Origin of the sequence: Algimonas arctica, from assembly GCF_014652695.1 — a bacterium.
Classification (GTDB): Bacteria; Pseudomonadota; Alphaproteobacteria; order Caulobacterales; family Maricaulaceae; genus Litorimonas; species Litorimonas arctica.
The window spans coordinates 280,966-299,267 of sequence record NZ_BMZH01000001.1 but is presented as its reverse complement, the minus strand read 5'-3'; the positions used below and the strand labels follow the sequence as shown (position 1 = coordinate 299,267).

General features: G+C 55.3%; 20 protein-coding genes. 13 read left to right on the top strand and 7 right to left on the bottom strand.

Annotation, left to right across the window (positions count from 1 at the left end; translation table 11 throughout):
• Positions 1 to 34 precede the first annotated feature (34 nt).
• The 4 genes from IE105_RS01435 to IE105_RS01420 are packed head-to-tail and all read right to left on the bottom strand — an operon-like array spanning position 35 to position 2,904.
• Positions 35 to 241 carry a DUF2065 family protein gene (locus IE105_RS01435; RefSeq protein WP_189494621.1) on the bottom strand — a complete coding sequence of 69 codons (207 nt, stop codon included), beginning with the start codon at positions 239 to 241 and terminating at the stop codon, positions 35 to 37.
• 24 nt (positions 242 to 265) lie between these two features.
• Complete coding sequence (gene hflC / locus IE105_RS01430) at positions 266 to 1,159, bottom strand: protease modulator HflC (protein WP_233353919.1); 894 nt, start codon at positions 1,157 to 1,159, stop codon at positions 266 to 268.
• Entirely contained in the window at positions 1,159 to 2,313 is a 1,155-nt protein-coding gene (gene hflK, locus IE105_RS01425; protein ID WP_189494618.1) for an FtsH protease activity modulator HflK, read from the bottom strand. Before hflK ends, hflC begins: the two co-directional genes overlap by 1 nt.
• A gap of 51 nt (positions 2,314 to 2,364) precedes the next feature.
• Positions 2,365 to 2,904 (bottom strand): dihydrofolate reductase, encoded by a 540-nt coding sequence (locus tag IE105_RS01420; protein WP_189494615.1) that lies wholly within the window; start codon positions 2,902 to 2,904, stop codon positions 2,365 to 2,367.
• A gap of 28 nt (positions 2,905 to 2,932) precedes the next feature.
• Here IE105_RS01420 and IE105_RS01415 point away from each other — a divergent pair, with 28 nt between their 5' ends.
• From IE105_RS01415 to IE105_RS01405, 3 genes are read left to right on the top strand one after another with little or no spacing between them, the layout of a single operon-like run.
• Positions 2,933 to 3,499 carry a hypothetical protein gene (locus tag IE105_RS01415; RefSeq protein WP_233353918.1) on the top strand — a complete coding sequence of 189 codons (567 nt, stop codon included), beginning with the start codon at positions 2,933 to 2,935 and terminating at the stop codon, positions 3,497 to 3,499.
• Positions 3,496 to 4,500 (top strand): UbiA family prenyltransferase, encoded by a 1,005-nt coding sequence (locus IE105_RS01410; protein WP_189494613.1) that lies wholly within the window; start codon positions 3,496 to 3,498, stop codon positions 4,498 to 4,500. The genes IE105_RS01415 and IE105_RS01410 overlap by 4 nt, the downstream gene beginning before the upstream one ends.
• A 7-nt stretch (positions 4,501 to 4,507) precedes the next feature.
• Positions 4,508 to 4,834, top strand: coding sequence for a zinc ribbon domain-containing protein YjdM (locus IE105_RS01405; protein ID WP_189494610.1), 327 nt, complete (start codon positions 4,508 to 4,510; stop codon positions 4,832 to 4,834).
• Positions 4,835 to 5,322: 488 nt separating this feature from the next.
• On the opposite strand, the gene IE105_RS01400 is transcribed toward IE105_RS01405, so the two are convergent.
• Together IE105_RS01400 and IE105_RS01395 are read right to left on the bottom strand one after the other, a co-directional pair.
• Positions 5,323 to 6,117, bottom strand: coding sequence for a thymidylate synthase (locus tag IE105_RS01400; protein ID WP_189494607.1), 795 nt, complete (start codon positions 6,115 to 6,117; stop codon positions 5,323 to 5,325).
• Between the two features lie 66 nt (positions 6,118 to 6,183).
• A complete protein-coding gene (locus IE105_RS01395) occupies positions 6,184 to 7,491 on the bottom strand; it encodes an amidohydrolase (protein ID WP_189494604.1) in 1,308 nt (435 codons plus the stop codon).
• A gap of 196 nt (positions 7,492 to 7,687) precedes the next feature.
• Between IE105_RS01395 and IE105_RS01390 the strand changes: the two genes are divergently transcribed.
• The gene (locus IE105_RS01390; protein ID WP_189494601.1) at positions 7,688 to 8,848 is read left to right on the top strand and encodes a site-specific DNA-methyltransferase; all 1,161 of its coding nucleotides are present in this window, start codon (positions 7,688 to 7,690) and stop codon (positions 8,846 to 8,848) included.
• On the opposite strand, the gene mutY is transcribed toward IE105_RS01390, so the two are convergent.
• Positions 8,845 to 9,897 carry an A/G-specific adenine glycosylase gene (mutY, locus tag IE105_RS01385; RefSeq protein ID WP_189494600.1) on the bottom strand — a complete coding sequence of 351 codons (1,053 nt, stop codon included), beginning with the start codon at positions 9,895 to 9,897 and terminating at the stop codon, positions 8,845 to 8,847. The two genes, IE105_RS01390 and mutY, sit on opposite strands and share 4 nt — an antisense overlap.
• 57 nt (positions 9,898 to 9,954) lie before the next feature.
• On the opposite strand from mutY, the gene IE105_RS01380 reads away from it, so the two are divergent.
• The 9 genes from IE105_RS01380 to IE105_RS01340 all read left to right on the top strand — a co-directional run bounded on the left by IE105_RS01380 (position 9,955) and on the right by IE105_RS01340 (position 18,233).
• The gene (locus IE105_RS01380; RefSeq protein WP_189494598.1) at positions 9,955 to 10,518 is read left to right on the top strand and encodes a DciA family protein; all 564 of its coding nucleotides are present in this window, start codon (positions 9,955 to 9,957) and stop codon (positions 10,516 to 10,518) included.
• Positions 10,515 to 11,174: a thioredoxin domain-containing protein gene (locus tag IE105_RS01375; RefSeq protein ID WP_189494596.1), complete on the top strand. Its 660-nt coding sequence runs from the start codon at positions 10,515 to 10,517 to the stop codon at positions 11,172 to 11,174. The genes IE105_RS01380 and IE105_RS01375 overlap by 4 nt, the downstream gene beginning before the upstream one ends.
• A 107-nt stretch (positions 11,175 to 11,281) precedes the next feature.
• The gene (locus IE105_RS01370) at positions 11,282 to 12,001 is read left to right on the top strand and encodes a thioredoxin domain-containing protein (protein WP_189494593.1); all 720 of its coding nucleotides are present in this window, start codon (positions 11,282 to 11,284) and stop codon (positions 11,999 to 12,001) included.
• Between the two features lie 3 nt (positions 12,002 to 12,004).
• Positions 12,005 to 15,448: a chromosome segregation protein SMC gene (smc, locus tag IE105_RS01365; protein ID WP_189494589.1), complete on the top strand. Its 3,444-nt coding sequence runs from the start codon at positions 12,005 to 12,007 to the stop codon at positions 15,446 to 15,448.
• Between the two features lie 278 nt (positions 15,449 to 15,726).
• Entirely contained in the window at positions 15,727 to 16,095 is a 369-nt protein-coding gene (locus IE105_RS01360; RefSeq protein WP_189494585.1) for an AtpZ/AtpI family protein, read from the top strand.
• A gap of 26 nt (positions 16,096 to 16,121) precedes the next feature.
• Positions 16,122 to 16,859: a F0F1 ATP synthase subunit A gene (locus tag IE105_RS01355; protein ID WP_189494979.1), complete on the top strand. Its 738-nt coding sequence runs from the start codon at positions 16,122 to 16,124 to the stop codon at positions 16,857 to 16,859.
• Between the two features lie 41 nt (positions 16,860 to 16,900).
• A complete protein-coding gene (locus IE105_RS01350) occupies positions 16,901 to 17,122 on the top strand; it encodes a F0F1 ATP synthase subunit C (RefSeq protein WP_189494582.1) in 222 nt (73 codons plus the stop codon).
• 48 nt (positions 17,123 to 17,170) lie between these two features.
• On the top strand, positions 17,171 to 17,707 hold the full coding sequence (locus IE105_RS01345; RefSeq protein WP_189494580.1) for a F0F1 ATP synthase subunit B family protein: 537 nt from the start codon (positions 17,171 to 17,173) through the stop codon (positions 17,705 to 17,707).
• A 4-nt stretch (positions 17,708 to 17,711) separates the two neighbouring features.
• Positions 17,712 to 18,233 carry a F0F1 ATP synthase subunit B family protein gene (locus IE105_RS01340; RefSeq protein ID WP_189494577.1) on the top strand — a complete coding sequence of 174 codons (522 nt, stop codon included), beginning with the start codon at positions 17,712 to 17,714 and terminating at the stop codon, positions 18,231 to 18,233.
• The last annotated feature ends 69 nt before the right edge of the window (positions 18,234 to 18,302 follow it).

Below are 18,302 nucleotides of genomic sequence, written 5' to 3'. Positions count from 1 at the left end.
TGCATGACGATTGTGTCAGATTAGCCTCATCCGACTAACCGTGGAGACGCACACCGATCCAGATCATCAAGAGCCCCAACGCCGTGCAAAGCAAGCCTAGGCGGGAGAGACGCTGAGAATCCAGCATCGCCATCGCCTCGGCAGAGGCGCGGCGCATGGCGTCGGGCGCGAGAGCCCAACCCAAGCCCTCGACGGCGAGCGCGCCGCCGAACACGAGGAGCAGAACAGTGGCCGCGCTCATTGCGCGCAGCCCCTGTTTGACAGATTAACGCCCGCCTCGTTGGTCATCAAGATATCCCAAGAAGTCTGAGTCCGGGGACAAGATATAGGTCGTGTTCTCGCCGAGACCTTTTTTATAGGCCTCCATAGAGCGATAGAAGGCAAAGAATTCGGGGTCTTTTGAATAGGCCGACGCATAGATCGCGTTTCTTTGTTTATCGCCTTCACCGCGAATGACCTCCGCTTGGCGTTGCGCTTCAGCGCGGATAACCCGAGCTTCTTTTTGCGCTGTCGCACGGATTTCTTGCGCTTGCTCTTCACCCTCAGCGCGAAGCAGTGACGCTTCGAGGTTCCGCTGCGAGACCATGCGCTTGAACACACGATCATAGTTTTCACGTGGAAGGTCGGCCCGTTTGATCCGCACGTCGATGATGTCGATGCCCAAATCTTCGGCTTCGGCAACGCCGTCCGCGACAGACTGAATTTCAGCCATCAGTTCGCTCCGACGACCGGAAATAATTTCCGGTGTATCTACACGACCAAGAACATCGCGTAGCGTTGAGTCAAAGATCGCTTGAAGTTGATCCTGCGCACCGCGTTCGTCACGCAGCTTCTCATAGAAGCGGATGGCGTTGGTGATGCGGTAACGCACAAAGGCATCAACGATCAGGCGTTCTTGGTCAGCGGCCAAAAGTTCAACTGGACGAAGATCGACTTCGAGGTTCCGGCGTGACAGGTAAACGACGTTTTCAATAAACGGCGTTTTCATTTTCAGACCGGCATTGGCTTCGCCGCCCCACGGGTTTTCGACCCGCTTCGCTTCACCAAACTGGAAGACTATGGCTTGTTCATGCTCTTCAACGGTGAAGAGAGAGGCCACGATTGCGAGGATAATTGCGCCGCCGAGAACGGCGAGCATTATAAGACGAGGGTTTTTCATTACTGACCTCCACGCGGGCGATTAGCGCCGATTTTATCAAGCGGCAGGTAAGGAACAATGCCCGTCCCCGCATCACTATCGAGGATGATTTTCTCAGCGGGCGCGTACACTTCTTCGATTGTCTCGAGATACATACGCTGCCGCGTCACGACGGGCGCGAGGCGGTATTCCTGATAGATCAAGTTAAAGCGTTCGGCTTCACCCTTAGCTTCAGCAATCACAGAGTCGCGGTAACCCGCCGCTTCTTGCAGGATTTGAGCCGCGTCACCGCGCGCGCGGGGAACGACATCATTCTGTACCGATGTGGCTTCGTTGATTGTTGTTTCACGCTCTTGTGCGGCGTCAACAACATCGCGGAAGGCATCAACGACGTTCCCTTGGTCAGGCGCATCTGCTTTTTGCAACTGCACTTCGACGATCCGGACGCCCGTTTTATATTCGTCCAAAACATTCTGCATCAGATCGCGAACGGATGTCGTGATCGCCAGACGATCCGTCGTGATAATGCCTTCTAGCTCATTTTGACCGATCACTTCACGCATCGCGCTTTCTGCGACGGCTTCGACCGCTTGTGCCGGGTTTTCGACTTCAAAGTAGTAATTCGCGAGATCGCTGATCCGCCACAGAACCGTAAAATCAATATCGACGATATTCTCATCACCTGTCAGCATCAGCGATGACGCATCATTGCCGCCAATCGCATCCTTACGGATGATTTCGGTTTCTTGCTTATAGGTTGTCTCAATCGGGCTTGGCAGTTTGAACTTAAGGCCGGGGCCTTCTGTGCGAACATAATCACCAAAACGAAGAACGAGCGCGCGTTCTGTCTGATCAACCGTATAGACAGAGGTCGAGATCAGCAAAACAGCACCAATGGCCAAAACGATCCCGAGCGGCCCAAAAGGTCCAAGCTTGAAATTCGGCATGTCACCGCCGCCACCGCCGCCAGACCCCGGACGGCGCGGGCCGCCAGATTTCACGCGGGCTTTAAAACCCTCAATAACATTGTCGAGATCAGCAGAACGGTCCGGGCCGCCGGAGCCGGTCGGTTTTTTCCCGCCGCTGCCTTTGCCGCCTGTTCCCCACGGCGAATTGCCGTTCCCTTTGTCGCCCGAGCCGCCTTTCGGCCCCCAGGGTGAATTATTGTCCGCCATTCATGGTCTCCAATCGAATCCAGCTCTATGTGGCGTAGGCGTGAACGGCTTTCAAGATGATGACTCTGACAATCGGCGGTCTAGCCTGCGGGTTTTGAACGCATGGTCGTCGCCTTTGCCGGCAGAATGCTGCGTCTCATCATGCGAAACCCATGTTTTAGCGGTCAGTTCAGGGAAATACGCATCCCCCTCAATCACCACGTCGACTTCGGTCTCATAGATACGGCCTATCCACGGCATAAGCGATTTGTATATCTGCGCGCCGCCAATGATCATCACTTCGTCAACATCGAGCGATCCCGCCAGCTCTGCCCCGCGTCCGACCATGGCGTGAAGGTCGGTAAACACCTCTGCGCCTTTAGCTTGGTATTCTGCGTCTCGCGTAAGCACCAGATTGGGGCGTCCCGGCAAAGGAAACGGTAAGCTCTCCCACGTCTTACGCCCCATCAAACACGGCTTGCCCAAGGTCACCCGTTTGAAATGTTGCAAATCAGACCGCAGCCGCCACGGCAATTCGCCATCGCGACCGATGACATGATTTGTGGAGCGCGCAACGATGGCGGCGAGAATGGGAGGGCGCGAGAGATTCATAGCGATGAGGGTTACAGGGAGGCGCGTGATGCGTATAGGCGCAATTATGTCGACTTACGCCACAAAAGAGCCGTTCTCCACCCCGACGCGGGCCGTGATCATAACATTGGTTTATGTCCTGCTGATCCCGTTTATCAATTGGAGCTTTACGTGGGCGCCGATGGTGGAGCTTCCCGGCTTGGGATGGATGTTCAACCCCGTCACCATCGTCACCGGACTTGTCCTTGTCGTGCGCGACTTCGCCCAACGCGAAATTGGGCATTGGGTTTTACTCGCGATGGCCATTGCGCTCGGCCTCACATGGGTCACATCAGGCGGCGAATTAGCATTGGCGTCCGGCATTGCGTTCGCCGTATCAGAAATGATCGATTGGCTCGTCTTTACCTTTACCAAGCTCAAACTCTCTTCGCGCGTGTTGCTCTCCTCCGCCATCGCAGCGCCTATCGACACATCCGTCTTTCTCCTCGGCGCGGAAGCGATCCGCGATGGGATGTTCACCCTCCCCAATGTCGCGATGAGTATCATCGGAAAAATGCTTGGCGCATTCGTGATCTGGTGGATTATTCGGAACACGATGGAACGAGATTCGGCATGAGCCGCCCGCTTATTTTGGATGTTGATGGGACATTGCTCAAAAACGACCTGACGCATGAAATGATTCTGGCCGCCGTGATGCGCGATCCGGACCAAGCGCTGCATTATGCGCGCGTCGGAAAAGACGACAAACCGCAGATGAAGCAAGAAATGGTCGCACGGATCAGCGAGACACTCGACATAGACGTCATGCCATTGGAGCCGAAAATCGTCGCCCTGTCAGAGCAGGCCGTGGCCGACGGACGCGAGGTCTATCTCTGCTCTGGCTCGGAACAATCATTGGTGGACCGTTTAGGCGCGCGGCTTGATTTCATCACCGAGAGCTTCGGCACGTCACCGACCTATAATATGACGTCTGAGAATAAGGCCGCGTTCCTGTCCGAGCGGTTCCCCGACGGGTTCGATTATGCGGGCAACAGCCGGCAGGACTTTGCCGTGTGGAAAGTCGCGCACAGCGCTTACGGCATGCGACCACCCCACGGGACGACCAAGACCCGGACCGCAGCGGGCGAGACCGTCACAATTTTGGAAGAGCGCACATCGGAACTGGGAACATTACTCAAGGCCATGCGACCGTGGCGCCTCTGGTTTCCACTACCGCTTCTGATCCTCGTTACCGCGGCAGTCTATAAAGGCGTTGCTACAAACCTGTGGCTGCCTGTCTGGGCCACCGTCGTTTGGATGCTAACCGTCGCCGGACTCGCTTTGATTGATGATCTACGCGACATTCATCAGGATCGGCGCGACGAAAAGCCGAACCGACCGATTGCAGCAGGCGAACTCTCCGTGACCAAAGCCGTCGCCGGACTGGCCGTGCTCCTCTTGGCTGCCGCGTTCCTGTCGCTCGCCATACTCCCGCTCTGGATGTTCCCCGTTATCGCCCTCGTCCTCTGGCTCGGCACCAAACTCACCGCCCTGCCCTTTGGCATTGCGCGCAGCATGCTCACCCGATTGACAATTATCATCGCCAGTCTTCCCTATATCCCTCTCGCTCTGATCTGATCCTATTATGTCCGAACTTCCACCCTGCCCTGAATGCGCCTGCGAATATGTCTATGAAGACGGCCCGCTGCTGATCTGTCCCGAATGCGCCCACGAATGGGCTGCCGCCGACAGCGCGGCCAAAGTCTACCGCGACGCCAATGGCAATGAGCTACAAGACGGCGACATGGTCACGCTGATCAAAGACTTAAAAGTCAAAGGCACGAGCAAAACCGTGAAGGTCGGGACAAAAGTTCGGATCAACCGTTTGGTTGATGAGGATCACGATATTGACTGCAAGATCGACGGGATCGGCGCGATGAAGTTGAAGACGGAGTTTGTGAAGAAGGCTTAAGACCCGATAGAGATTAGTTCAAACTGTGTTGTTTCAATGGGCATGACAATTTCGCGACTTCCTTGTGTGCAAAGTATATAATCAAAGTCAGGAGCCTCCTCATACCATCCGCTCTTTGTCATCCTTACAAAACGATCAAAGACAAGATGGCTGTTCCCATGCACAATTTTGTCTCCGGTAAGAAGATCTTGCATTATAGCACCAGAAGGTGGGCAGCAGATAATTCTTTTCGTTGCTAACTTATCGGGGAATAAAATTCGCGAACTAGCTCCGTTAATGTCTGCGCCGTCGCCGTAAATTTCAAGAAAGTCTGGAAAGTCGAGGACACTGCTTTCAACCATCAGCTCCCAATTTGCCTGAAGCCAGTCAATTCAAAAATTTTCGAAACGGTCAAATCTTTCGAATTTCATAGATGACGACCAAGAAGCCGCTAAAAAAGTTCTTAACGAATCTAATATGGTTTGTAAGTCATTAGGCTCGCTCATACCTTACACCGCCACTTTCCCCGCAATATGCGGGTGCGCTTTATAGCCCGCCAGTTTCACGTCCGCATACGTAAAGCCCTCAATATCCGTCACATCCGGGTTCAATTCTAACGTCGGCAGCCCCATCGGTTCGCGCGTAAGCTGTTCGCGCACTTGGTCGAAATGATTGTGATAGATATGCGCGTCGCCGAACGTGTGGACGAAGTCACCGACTTCTAGACCGCAGACTTGCGCGACCATGTGGGTGAGCAGCGCGTAGCTCGCGATATTGAATGGGACACCGAGGAAAATGTCGGCGCTGCGTTGATAGAGCTGACAGGACAATTTCCCATCCGCGACAAAGAATTGAAACAGGCAGTGACACGGCGGCAGGGCCATGTCCTCAACATCGGCGGGATTCCACGCGCTAACAATGTGACGCCGCGAATTCGGGTTGGTCTTAATACTCTCAATGACCTGTATAAGCTGATCAATGACTTTGCCGTCTGGGCCTTCCCAGCGGCGCCATTGCTTGCCGTAGACCGGGCCGAGATCACCGTCTTCGTCCGCCCACGCATCCCAAATTTTGACGCTATTCTCTTGCAGGTAAGTGATGTTCGTATCGCCCGCGACGAACCAGAGGAGTTCGTGGATGATGGACTTGCGGTGCAGTTTCTTGGTCGTGACCATCGGAAAGCCGTCGGCCAGATCAAAGCGCATCTGATAGCCGAACACGCCGCGCGTGCCCGTGCCCGTCCGGTCACTGCGGTCTGTGCCTTTTTCCATAACGTGGGCGAGAAGGTCGAGATATTGGCGCATGGGGCGTGCTTAGCCGATTTCGCGCGCAGATCGAAACCTGCGCGCGTATTGGTCCACAGGTGGTCACTATTCCCGGTTAAATAGGCTCATCGCCGTTAGGGTCATCGCTTCGGTTCCCGCTGTGATCGACGGTTCCGGCGCAATTTTGAAGAATGGCGAGTGATGCCCTGCGGCTGTGTCCAACTCGTCAACCGGTGTGCCGCCAACCGATAGAAAGACGCCCGTTACGCCAAGTTCCGGCGTGATATACTCAGCAAAATCTTCCGCGCCCATACCAAGGCGGATCGGTTCGACGATCGTGTCCGCTCCCATCGCTGCGACAAGAGCCTGTTCCACAAATATGGCTGCTTCCTCATCATTTTTCAGAGGCGGCGTATTGCGCGAGAGCCGTGTCACTTCGGGCATTAAGGTCTCAGGGACGCCGTAAGCGATTGCCGTGCCTCTTGCGACACGATCGATAGAGTCGAGCAGTGTTGTGCGAACCTCAGGGTCATCCGACCGAACGGTGAGTTTCAACTCGGCTTGATCGCCAATAATATTGTTCTTTCTTCCGGCGTTGAAGGTGCCGACTGTAATGACACCGGGTTGGAGCGGGCTAATGGATCGACTGACGATGCTTTGTAGATTCACGACAATGGCGCTAGCGACTAAAATGGGGTCAACCCCTTGGTGCGGCGAGGCCCCGTGCGTACCGACGCCGTGAACATGAATATCGACACTATCGGAGCTTGAGTAGGCGAGTCCCTTAGGCACCATGATTTTACCCGCCGGGCCCGCGGCCCCAACGTGGAACCCAATGGCGTAGTCCGGTTTTGGGAAACGCTCATAAAGACCGTCCTTAATCATCGCGCGCGCACCGGAGATAATTTCCTCGGCCGGTTGTCCAATCAGAACGAGCGTCCCCGACCAATCGTCCTTGAGCCGCATCAGTTGACGCGCCGTGCCGATCAGTGATGTCATATGCACATCATGTCCGCAGGCATGCATGACCGGATTTTCGATCCCGTCGATTCCGATCTGTGTCGCCGTCGAGGCGTAGGACAGCCCCGTGTCTTCCTTGACCGGAAGTCCGTCCATATCGGCGCGAATCATAACGGTTGGACCGTCACCATTTTTCAGCACAGCGACGACTCCGGTCTGGCCCACGCCAGTTGTCACGTCATATCCCAGCGCGGTCAGTTCGGACGCGATACGTTTTGATGTCTCAAATTCACGAAAGGAAAGTTCCGGATTTTCATGAAGGTGAACAAACAGGCTCGACAGGTTCGCGTCATAATCGGCCTGCACATGGGTGCGTAACTCGGTGCTCATATCTGCAGCAAAAGCCGGGGTCGCCGCCATAAATAGGGCTGTTGCGAGGAGTGTAGTCTTCATAAAATTTCCCTTCATTGCGATCTTTATGGCCTTCTAATGGACCAAAGCGCAACGGTAAAAGTTAACGTTCTGACCTGTGGATATTTACCGACCCTAATTTCCGTTAACCTTTGAAAAATATCGGGTTTAACACCGCATTTACCCTCTTCGCCCCACCTTGACCGAAATTGAGACACTCACCTTCGTCAGGACCCCCATGAGCCATCTTCGCGTTGTATCCGACAATAGTTCCCCCGCCCACAGTCAAACAGAGACGTCAGATGCGACTGGAACGGCCACGCTGCCGTTGAACCAAATTCTGCAAGGCGATTGCGTCGATCTGATGAACAGCCTGCCTGCCGGGTCGGTTGATATGGTCTTCGCGGACCCGCCTTATAATCTACAGCTGGGTGGGGATCTGTCTCGTCCAGACAATTCAACTGTGAACGGCGTCACCGAGGCTTGGGACCAATATGACACGATGGATAGCTATGACCTATTCAGCCATGACTGGTTACAGGCCGCGCGGCGCGTATTGAAAGAGGATGGCTCCATTTGGGTCATGGGCAGCTATCATAATATCTTCCGTGTCGGCACAGTCCTACAGGATCAGAAGTTCTGGATCCAAAACGATATTATCTGGCGCAAGACAAACCCGATGCCGAACTTTCGCGGCACGCGCTTTACCAATGCCCACGAAACGTTGATCTGGGCGACCAAATCCGAGAGTTCGCGGCCGACCTTCCACTATGATGCGATGAAGATGATGAATGACGGCGTGCAAATGCGCTCCGACTGGACACTGCCGATTTGCACGGGCCATGAGCGATTGAAGACGGAAGGCGGCGGCAAAGCCCATCCGACGCAAAAGCCTGAAAGCCTCCTGCACCGCGTCATTCTTTCAACCTCTAATCCGGGCGATGTGATCCTCGACCCGTTCTTTGGCACCGGCACAACAGGCGCGGTCGCGAAGAAACTCGGCCGCAACTTTATCGGGCTTGAGCGCGAACATGATTATATTGCCCACGCGCGCAAACGGATCGCCAAGGTGCGTCCTGCGGGCACCGAAGCCATCAAAATCACCCGCTCGAAACGGTCAGAACCGCGCGTGCCTTTCGCGCATCTGGTCGAACGCGGCATGATTGATATCGGCACGAAACTGTTCTCTGCCAAAGGTAAACTCTCCGCCCGCGTCCGCGCCGACGGGAGCCTCGCGACAGAAGACGGCTTTGAGGGCTCAATCCACAAAGTCGGCGCACATTTGACGGATGCTCCGTCATGCAATGGCTGGACCTTCTGGCACTTCATGGGCGCCAAGGGCCTCACACCGATTGATACCTACCGTTCACAAATCAGAGCGGAAATGGCGGAGGCCTAAATCCCGACGGCTCGCAAAACCTTCTTAAACAGGCTTGGCAGCGCCACCGTCGACAAAGCTTCGCAAGCGACCCAACGGCCCTCCCCGTCCGGGTCGCCGTCAATTTCGGTGCGGTAAACATCAAGCCGCAATTCAAAATGTGTGAAAACGTGTTTTACGGGGGCGGGAGACCGAGACCAGTCAGCCTCCACTGGAGGGACGACGGAGGGCATCACGTCCGCCCATTCTGACGTTGGCACCTCCATCATTCCGCCTAACAACCCCTCGGAGGGCCGTCGCCGCAGCCATACCGCGCCATCTCGCATCATCACATAGGCCCCGCCGAAGCGGATGGGCTGTTTCTTCTTCGGGGCCTTCTTCGGATATGCCGTTTGATCGCCCGCCTCGAGCGCCTCACACCAGTCAGACCAAGGACAACTGTCGCACAAGGGAGATCGTGGCGTGCAAACGGTAGCCCCCAAATCCATCACCGCTTGGCCATAGTCGCCGGGACGGTCAGAATCCGCTATCACCGCCGCCAGTGACTTTATGAAGGCCTTGGCTTTGGGCAGCGGCTCTTCAACGCGGTGCATCCGCGATATGACACGCTCCACATTGCCATCGACAATATTCGTCGGTTGATCGAAACAAATCGCGGCAATTGTTGAGGCTGTATAATCTCCAATCCCCGGCAGCGTGAGTAACTCAGTTTTCGTACGCGGAAATTCCCCGCCGCGCTCAGTGGCCACGGTGATCGCACATTTATGCAGGTTTCGGGCTCGTGCGTAATAGCCCAGCCCCGCCCAATGGGTCAGGACATCATCGAGCGGCGCGGCGGCCAAAGCCTCCACGGAGGGATAAAGGTCGAGGAATTTATACCAATAAGGCGTGCCGTGCGGGATGGTTGTCTGTTGCAACATGATTTCGGATAACCACACAGCATAAGGGTCAGCGATCACCCCATTAGCGCGGTCTTCAGGCCGCACACGCCACGGCAAGGTCCGACCCTGCCGGTCATACCACCGTAACAACGCCGCGCGAATTTCGATAATTTGCTGTTCAGTCCACATGGCGTTTCTATTTGTTAATTCTAAGCGCAGTCCTGTTCGCTTTACCTGCCGCCCGTAATGACGGATAAGTCACGCGTGACAAACCGTCCTCTCACACCCGCTGAGCGCGCCAAAGTCGAGCGCTACCTAGAAGCGCGTCGCGCTCGTCCGCAAGCCCGTATGTTACCAAGCGCGGGCATGGCCGTGAACCGGGTTATGCGTCCACTCGCCAAAAAAGGCGGGCAAAAACGGGGCAGCTCCGCCCTCGCATTGGCCGATGTTTGGCCGGAGATTATGGGCCCACGGTGGTCAAAGATCAGCAGCCCCGTCCGGTTTCGGGCCAGTAACGGTGAACGGACACTTGTGATTAGCGCGCCCGGCCCCGCTGCCGCGCTCATTTTAGCGGCCTCAGGCCCTATTTTGCAGCGCCTGAACACCCACCTTGGCGAAGGCCATGTGTCCCGCATTCAGGTTGTCCAATCGGCCCCAACCGCCAATACATCTCCCGCCGAGAAACCCAAACGTGGGTTGACCCCTTCAGAAGAACACGCACTGCGCGAAGGCCTTACACAAGTCCGCAATGAGCGGTTAAAGGATGTCTTGGGGCGGCTCGGCCGCGAAGTTATTAGGAACCAATCATGATCCGCGCGTCGATTATCGCTTTATCTCTTTTCGTCGCCGCACCGGCATTTGCGGATCCCACGACTGACGGTCATGATCATCCCACACCAACCCATGTGTTCAGCGAAGCGCCAACGGATAATGTAATTGGCAGCGCGGACGCTCAAAACAACCTTATTGTCTATGCGTCGAATGTTTGTCCGCATTGCGGCAGCTGGTTTGCCAAAGATTGGCCAGTGGTAAAATCCGACCTGATTGAAACCGGAAAACTCCGCGTTATATTTCGCCCTCTTCCAAGTCAGCCTCTGCAACTCTCCCTCACCGGGTTTTTGATGGCAGAATGTGCGGTTGAAGAGGATTATATGAAGGTTATTGAAGATCAATTCGCCCGACAAGACACGATCCTTAAGGCAGCTGGGTCCAATGACGGCATGATGATCAAGTCACAATATGACGGCATCGCCAAAGTCGCCGGCTTAGATGACGCGGCCAGTATTGCCGCCTGTCTCAGCGAAGAAGTTCATATGGAAACGCTTCAAACCTCTGCTGATCGTGCTGCAGCCGCCGGAATTTCCAACATTCCTTCCTTCATTTTCAATGGCTCTGTGATGAACGGCGCGAATGATGCAAACGCGATCAAAGGCTGGGTTGAAGGTCGTTCCTCTGCCCGTCCTTAGTGTTTACGCCACGGGCTATCCACAAACACCGTCTTTTATAGCTGATCCGCGCCCCTGATTCGTTTAGGCACGGCTTGAACTCCACCTCCAATTCGGGATGCTCCACCATGGCCTCACTGATTCGCACAACACTCCTCATCGGCACTGCAGCCTTATTTACGGCGTGTGGAAATGCCGCCGAGACAACAGACGGAACCGCAACGAGCACGCCCACGACAGCGTCAACTGCGGACCGAACATCTTATGAGCGCCCCGACGATCACGCCATTGGCCGCGTCGATGCGCCGCTTGTCATCGTGGAATATGCGTCTGTAACCTGCCCTGGCTGCTCCTATTGGCATCAGACGGTCTATCCTGAATTCAAGGCGCGCTATGTTGATACGGGTAAAGTCCGGTTCGTCTTTCGCGAATTCCTGACTGGTAACCCACAATTGGCAGAAGCCGGGTTCAAAATCGCGCTCTGCGCCGATCCTGATAACTACTTCAAAAACATCAAGCTCCAGTTTGATCGTTTGCAACAAATCACACAGATGGCGCAGGCTGGGAATGCCCGGACCGCCTATATCAATCTCGCCAAAGCGTCCGGCCTGAGCGAAGAAGAGTTTGCGACCTGTATGGCCAATGAGGCCCATCGCGATCATATCAATAGTAAAATGGAGCAAGGTTTTGATGAGGGCGTCACCGGAACTCCGGCATTCTTCATTAATGGCAAAGCCGCTAAAATCGGATCTGTCGAAGCGATGGACGAAGTCCTTATGGGTCTACTCGGTGAAACACCTTCTGAGGTGACGGACGAAGAGACACCTACTGTTGAGTCTGCTGAATAAATTATGGGCTCGCTGGTCTTCGACAAGATCAATCTGACAGGCTTTAAGAGCTTCGTCGAACCCACTGATTTTATTATAGAACCGGGTCTGACGGGCGTCGTCGGACCCAATGGTTGCGGCAAATCCAACCTGCTCGAAGCTTTGCGCTGGGTCATGGGCGCGAATAGTGCCAAGGCCATGCGCGGCGCACAGATGGAAGATGTCATCTTCTCTGGAACGCGCCAACGACAAGGCCGCAACCAAGCCCATGTCACACTAACAATTGATAATAGCGCGCGGGTGGCCCCTGCGGCCTTCAATGATTCCGAACAACTCGAAGTTATGCGGGTTATCACCAAAGGCAAAGGGTCGACCTATAAAGTCAATGGCAAGACTGTGCGCGCCAAGGATGTGCAGCTTCTCTTCGCCGATGCGTCCACCGGGGCAAACTCCCCGGCTCTCGTCCGACAAAACCAAATCAGCGAGCTGATTTCCGCTAAACCCGCCAACCGCCGCCGGGTGTTGGAAGAGGCGGCTGGGATATCGGGGCTTCATTCCCGCCGTCACGAAGCGGAACTACGTCTTCGGGCTGCCGAAAATAATCTCGACCGTTTGCAAGATATTGTCGCGCAGATCGAAAGCCAGTTGTTGAGCCTACGCCGTCAATCGCGGCAAGCGTCGCGCTACAAGCGGCTCGCGGGCGAAATCCATGAATATAAAGCGCTCCTATGGCGGAAACGTTGGGTTGCTGCCTTGGACACATTGTCTGGAGCCACCGACGCGCTACGAGCGTGTGAAGCCAATGTTCAAGACACGGCTCTAAAAGCGACCGAAGCCCAACGTCTCGCCGCCGATCTGTCCGGCACACTCAAGCCCAAGCAAGAAGAACAATTGATCGCGGCCGCGGTCCTCGCCCGATTGAATGCGGCCAAAGAATCGCTGGAAGCTGACGAGCAAGCCGCGACATCGGAAGTCCGCAAGCTTAAAGCGCAAATCGAACAGCTCAGCGCGGACATTGAACGCGAAAGCGGCATTCTTGTTGACGCACAAACAGCCGAAGCGCGGCTGAAAATCGAATATGATAATCTCGCTGCGGTTGGCGACCAATCGGCCACGCTCGATGCGGCGCAAGATGAGGCCGAAGTGGCGTTGCGTCTGCGCAATCAGATCGAAGCAGATATGTCCGAACTCACGACATTGATCGCCGGACAAACGGCCCGGGCGGAAAGCGCCGCGCGGGAATTAGACCAATCGGAACGCCGTTTATCGGGTCGGTTACGTGAACTCGAAGATGCCCAGTCGAAACTGGCGTCCATGTCATCCGATAGCGGCGCGTCGGCGAACCTGTTTACGGCATCCGCCAAGGATGCGCTGACGGCCCTCGAAGCCGCCAAATCGGCGGAACGTGACGCAGCGGCGCGTCGGAATGAAGCGGAGGAAGCGGATCAAGTTGCGCGGGAAGCTTTGTCAGATGCCAAGTCTGCACTCGGCGTACTCACGTCTGAGCGGTCTGCGCTGGACCGGATCGTTAATCGCGGGTCCCGCGATCACGCCACCGCCCTGTCACAAATCACGGTCCAAAAAGGATATGAGCAAGCGCTGGCCGCCGCGCTTGGCGAAGATTTAGAAGCCGGCGTTGGCGGCAGTGCGACTTTGCGGTGGACGGGCGCGGCGGAAGCGTCTCAGTCTCTCCCGTCTGGTGCGACACCGCTCTCTCATCTTGTCAGCGGCCCGGCGGAGCTGGTCGCCCGATTGGGTCAAATCGGTGTCACCGACAGTGCGGTTGATTTAGCATCACAGCTCAAACCCGGTCAGCGTCTTGTCACCCGCGGGGGTCATGTCATTCGTTGGGATGGGTTTGTGATGGAAGCGGGCGCAGAAACAGCCGCCTCCGTTCGGTTAAAGCAACAAGGCCGCTTGCAAGATATGGTCGCGGAAATCGACGCCGCGGAAGACGCTGTAACGCAAGCGCAAACCGCTTTTGAGCGCGCCCGTGATCGTCGAAACGCCGCCAAGGACCGGGCGGCCACCGCTCGTGCCGTCCTGCCCGAGCTGGAACGCAAAGAACGGGCCGCGCAAGCCGCCTTTGCGCAATATGAAACGGATGTCGCCCGCGAAACGGCGCAAAAGCGATCCTTAGAAGAGCGCATTGAGCGCCTGCAGTCCGAAATCACAGAGTTGCGTCAACAACGCGACGCGGCCAAGTCCGCTGTCGATGGCGCGGATCGCGACGAAACTTTGGGTCCGAAACGTGAAGCTCTTTCAGAGCGGCTTTTTGCGGCACGCGCGGATGCTGACGAAAAAAACACAACCTATCGATCACTACGGAACGCCATTGACGCCCGGACAACGCGGTTAAAAGCGGTCGAGTCGGAACGCTCGGATTGGAACCGTCGCCAAAGCCAAGCTACCGACCGTGTCGCGACCTTGCAAGGCCGCCGTGATGCCACCGAAATGAACTATCAGGCCGCGACGGAAGGGCCGGATAAATTCGAAGACCGCCGCAGAGCGCTCTTCGCCCAATTAGGTGACGCAGAAGCCCGGCGTAAAACGGCCGCCGATTCGCTCGCGGGGGCAGAAACGGCACTGCGTGAGGCTGAAATCAACGCGCGCGATCTGGAGCGTCTGGCCGGAGAAGCCCGAGAGGCGCGTGCCGGTGCCGACGCGCGACTCATTGCGGCGAAAGAACGGATTGGCGAGACCAAAGCGCGTATTAACGAAACGCTGCAATGCGAACCGTCAGAACTGAGTGAACACCTCGGCGAGCTCTCGCCAGAATTGGCCCTGTCTGAGAACGATATAGAGCGAAAGCTAGAACGGTTAGCGTCAGAACGCGAGAAGCTCGGCAGCGTCAATCTACGTGCGGATGAAGAAGCGGTTGAGCAAGAAGAAACGCTCAACACCATGGTCACCGAACGCGAAGACTTGATCAAAGCCATCGCACGTTTACGCGAAGGTATTGATGAGTTGAATACCGAAGGGCGTCAGCGCCTGCTCGAAGCCTTCGATGTCGTGAATGGCCATTTCGCCAAGCTCTTCGTCACCCTGTTTGGGGGCGGCGAAGCGTGGCTGAGCCTGACAGAAAGCGACGATCCTCTGGAAGCGGGCCTAGAAGTTTTCGCTCGTCCGCCGGGTAAAACACTCAAACCGATGAGCCTTCTCTCTGGTGGGGAGCAAGCGTTGACCGCGACGGCACTGATTTTCGCCGTCTTCCTGTCCAACCCAGCGCCGGTCTGTGTTCTCGATGAAGTCGATGCGCCGCTCGATGATTATAATGTCGGGCGCTATTGCGATGTGCTGGACGAGATGAAACGCCTCACCAACACGAAATTCATCGCCATCACCCACAACCCTGTCACCATGAGCCGCATGGACCGTCTATTCGGCGTGACAATGGCTGAGCAAGGCGTGTCGCAATTGCTGTCCGTCGAGCTCGCACGCGCCGAAGAGTTGGTGGCCGCAGAATAATTTGTCGGGACACTCGCCAAAGCATTTCTAACCGGGACTGATGACGAGATAGGTGTTCTTCCTAAATTATGCCCTCAAGACGGCTGACTCGCGTTGGCTTTGAACCGTTCTGAAAAAAGTCTGTCAAAACCTTTACGAAAAACGAAATTTACATGTGATAACAGCGACTTAACAACGCGCCTACCATTGTTGACTTCCCCTATCCGCTTGGTTAGGTAGAGCGCGCTTTCGAAGGGTGCTGTCCCAGTACTCTTTTGGAGGCGTAACACTTGGTTTTCATGCCGGAAAAGAACGGACAGTCCGACCCCTCCTCGCCGACCGATCTCGACACGCTCGAGAGTAAGCTCGCTAGCGCTCACGCGCGACGCGCTGCAAAAATCGGTCCCGATAAGAGAGACGACAACTCCTTACTTGGAATGGCATGGCGATTAAGCACGGAGCTTCTGGTGTCCGTTCTTGTGGGGATGTTTCTCGGTCTTGGGATCGACACACTCCTCGGAACGAAACCCTGGGGCTTTTTTTTAGGGCTTGGGTTCGGCATTGCCGCCGGGTTTATGAGTGTATTTCGTACGGCGGATGCCATGAATGCGAAATCGGCTCATTTGCCAATTGGTGATAAAGTCCCCGAACCGGATGATGAAGACTGAAGGAGCGGGACGTGGCTAGCGGACCCATGGAACAGTTTAAGATCGAGCGCGAAGCCGATCTATTTGAGATCGCCGGACAAACGGTGTCCTGGACGAATTCGTCCTTTTGGATGGTCGTGTCTGTCGTTTTGATCATTGGATTTTTCATCCTGACAATGCGCGGCAAGCTCATCCCCGGACGGATGCAGTCGATGGGCGAATTGTCCTACGAATTTATCGCCGACATGGTTCGCGACACAGTTGGGCCGGAAGCGATGCGCTTCATGCCTTACGTCTTCGCAATATTTTTCTTCATTCTGTTTTCTAACCTGATCGGGATGAACCCATACGCCTTTACAACAACGTCGCACCTTGCGGTCACTGCCGCGCTTGCCATTTTTACGATCTTGATGGTAATGGTCGCGGGTATTTTCAAAAACGGCCTCGGGTGGTTTAAGATATTCGCCCCATCCGGCCTGCCTTTGCCAATGTATCTGATCATTATCCCGATTGAGATTATTTCGTTCCTATCGCGCCCCGTCACACTCGCCGTGCGTCTGTTCGCCAATATGGTTGCGGGCCACGTTCTGTTGAAGCTTTTCGCTATCTTTGCTGCATTCTTGCTGGCCAAGGGTGGTATCACGTCCGTCGGCGTTATCCTTCCGGTTGTCGGAACATTAGGGATCGTCGCGCTTGAATTTCTTGTCGCAGCGCTTCAAGCCTTCGTTTTCGCAATCTTGACCTGCGTTTATCTGAACGACGTCTATCACGTCGGTCATCACTAAGTTTTTCACGTTTAACACAGCGATTTCCAAGGAGAAATAAAATGGAAGAAGCAGCACGTTACATCGGTGCCGGCCTAGCTGGTACAGCCCTCATCGGCGCCGGCATTGGCATCGGTTCGATCTTCTCAAAGTACCTCGAAGGTGCTCTGCGTAACCCATCCGCAGCCGCCAGCCAGCAGACAAACCTGCTGCTCGGTTTTGCGCTTTGCGAAGCGACGGGCCTGTTCGGCTTCGTTCTCGCCATGATCATCCTGTTCGTCTAGGCTTTTTGATCGACTGACCTTCGTGTCAGTTTAATGGAGATTAAGTTGATGGCGGCTGAAACCATCCCTCAAAGTGGTGACCACGCAGCAGAAGCTTCTGCTGTGGGCTTGCCGCAACTCGACCTCTCCACATGGACGAGCCAGATCTTCTGGCTCGCCCTGACTTTTGCCGTTCTTTATTTCGCTTTGTCGCGATTCATTCTGCCGAACTTACGCAACACACTTGCTAATCGGTCAGACCGGATCGCGGATGACCTCGACAGCGCCACGCGCATGAAAGTTGAGGCTGAAGAAGCCGAAAAAGCCTTTGAAGAGTCCCTCCGCAGTGCCCGGGCTAAGGCCGCCAATGTTGCTGAAAGCACGCGTCAATCTCTTGACGCCGAAATTCAATCCGAACTAGATGCCGCGGATGCGGACGCTGAACGCGAAGCCGACATTGCGGAAGCCCGTATTCGCGAAATCAAAACGGCGGCTTTGTCCAACATTGATGCCGTTGCCTCAGATGTTGCCGGGACAATTGTCTCTCAACTGACGGGCAAGACAGTCACCAAAGCCGCATTGACGGCTGCTCTGAACAAGGCTTGATCCCATGACGGCCAACCTCATTTTTGCGGGCGGCAAAGCCTGGTACCTCGCATCAGAATTCTGGGTTCTTGTCCCGGTTCTTTTGTTTCTTGCACTTGTCGCTTGGAAAGGTGGCTTCAAAGCCGCTGGATCAGCGCTGGATAAACGCGCCGATACGATCCGGAGGGAACTTGATGAAGCCCGTCGCTTGCGTGAAGAAGCCCAAGCTTTGCTCGCCTCTTACCAGCGCAAGCAAGCCGAAGCAGAAACTCTTGCAGAAGAAATCGTCGAGCGCGCGCGTCGCGATGCCGAGGCGATGGCCGCTAAGGCGCGTACGGACCTTACAGACCGTTTGCATCGCCGTGCCGCCCAAGCCGAAGCTAAGATCGCATCTGCTGAGTCTCAAGCTTTAGCCGAAGTTAAATCCAGAGCGGCTGACTTAGCCGTAAATATAGCCGAACAAATCATTCGCACAGAGATGAGCGCGGCAGATCGGACCCGTCTTTTCAAAGATGGTCTTAGCCAAATGGGTGGCGCGCTTAACTAGCCTCCGCTCAATAATTATCGTTTTTCGATAATTATTTCTGGATTATTGTCTCGTTTTATGCTTTAGGGT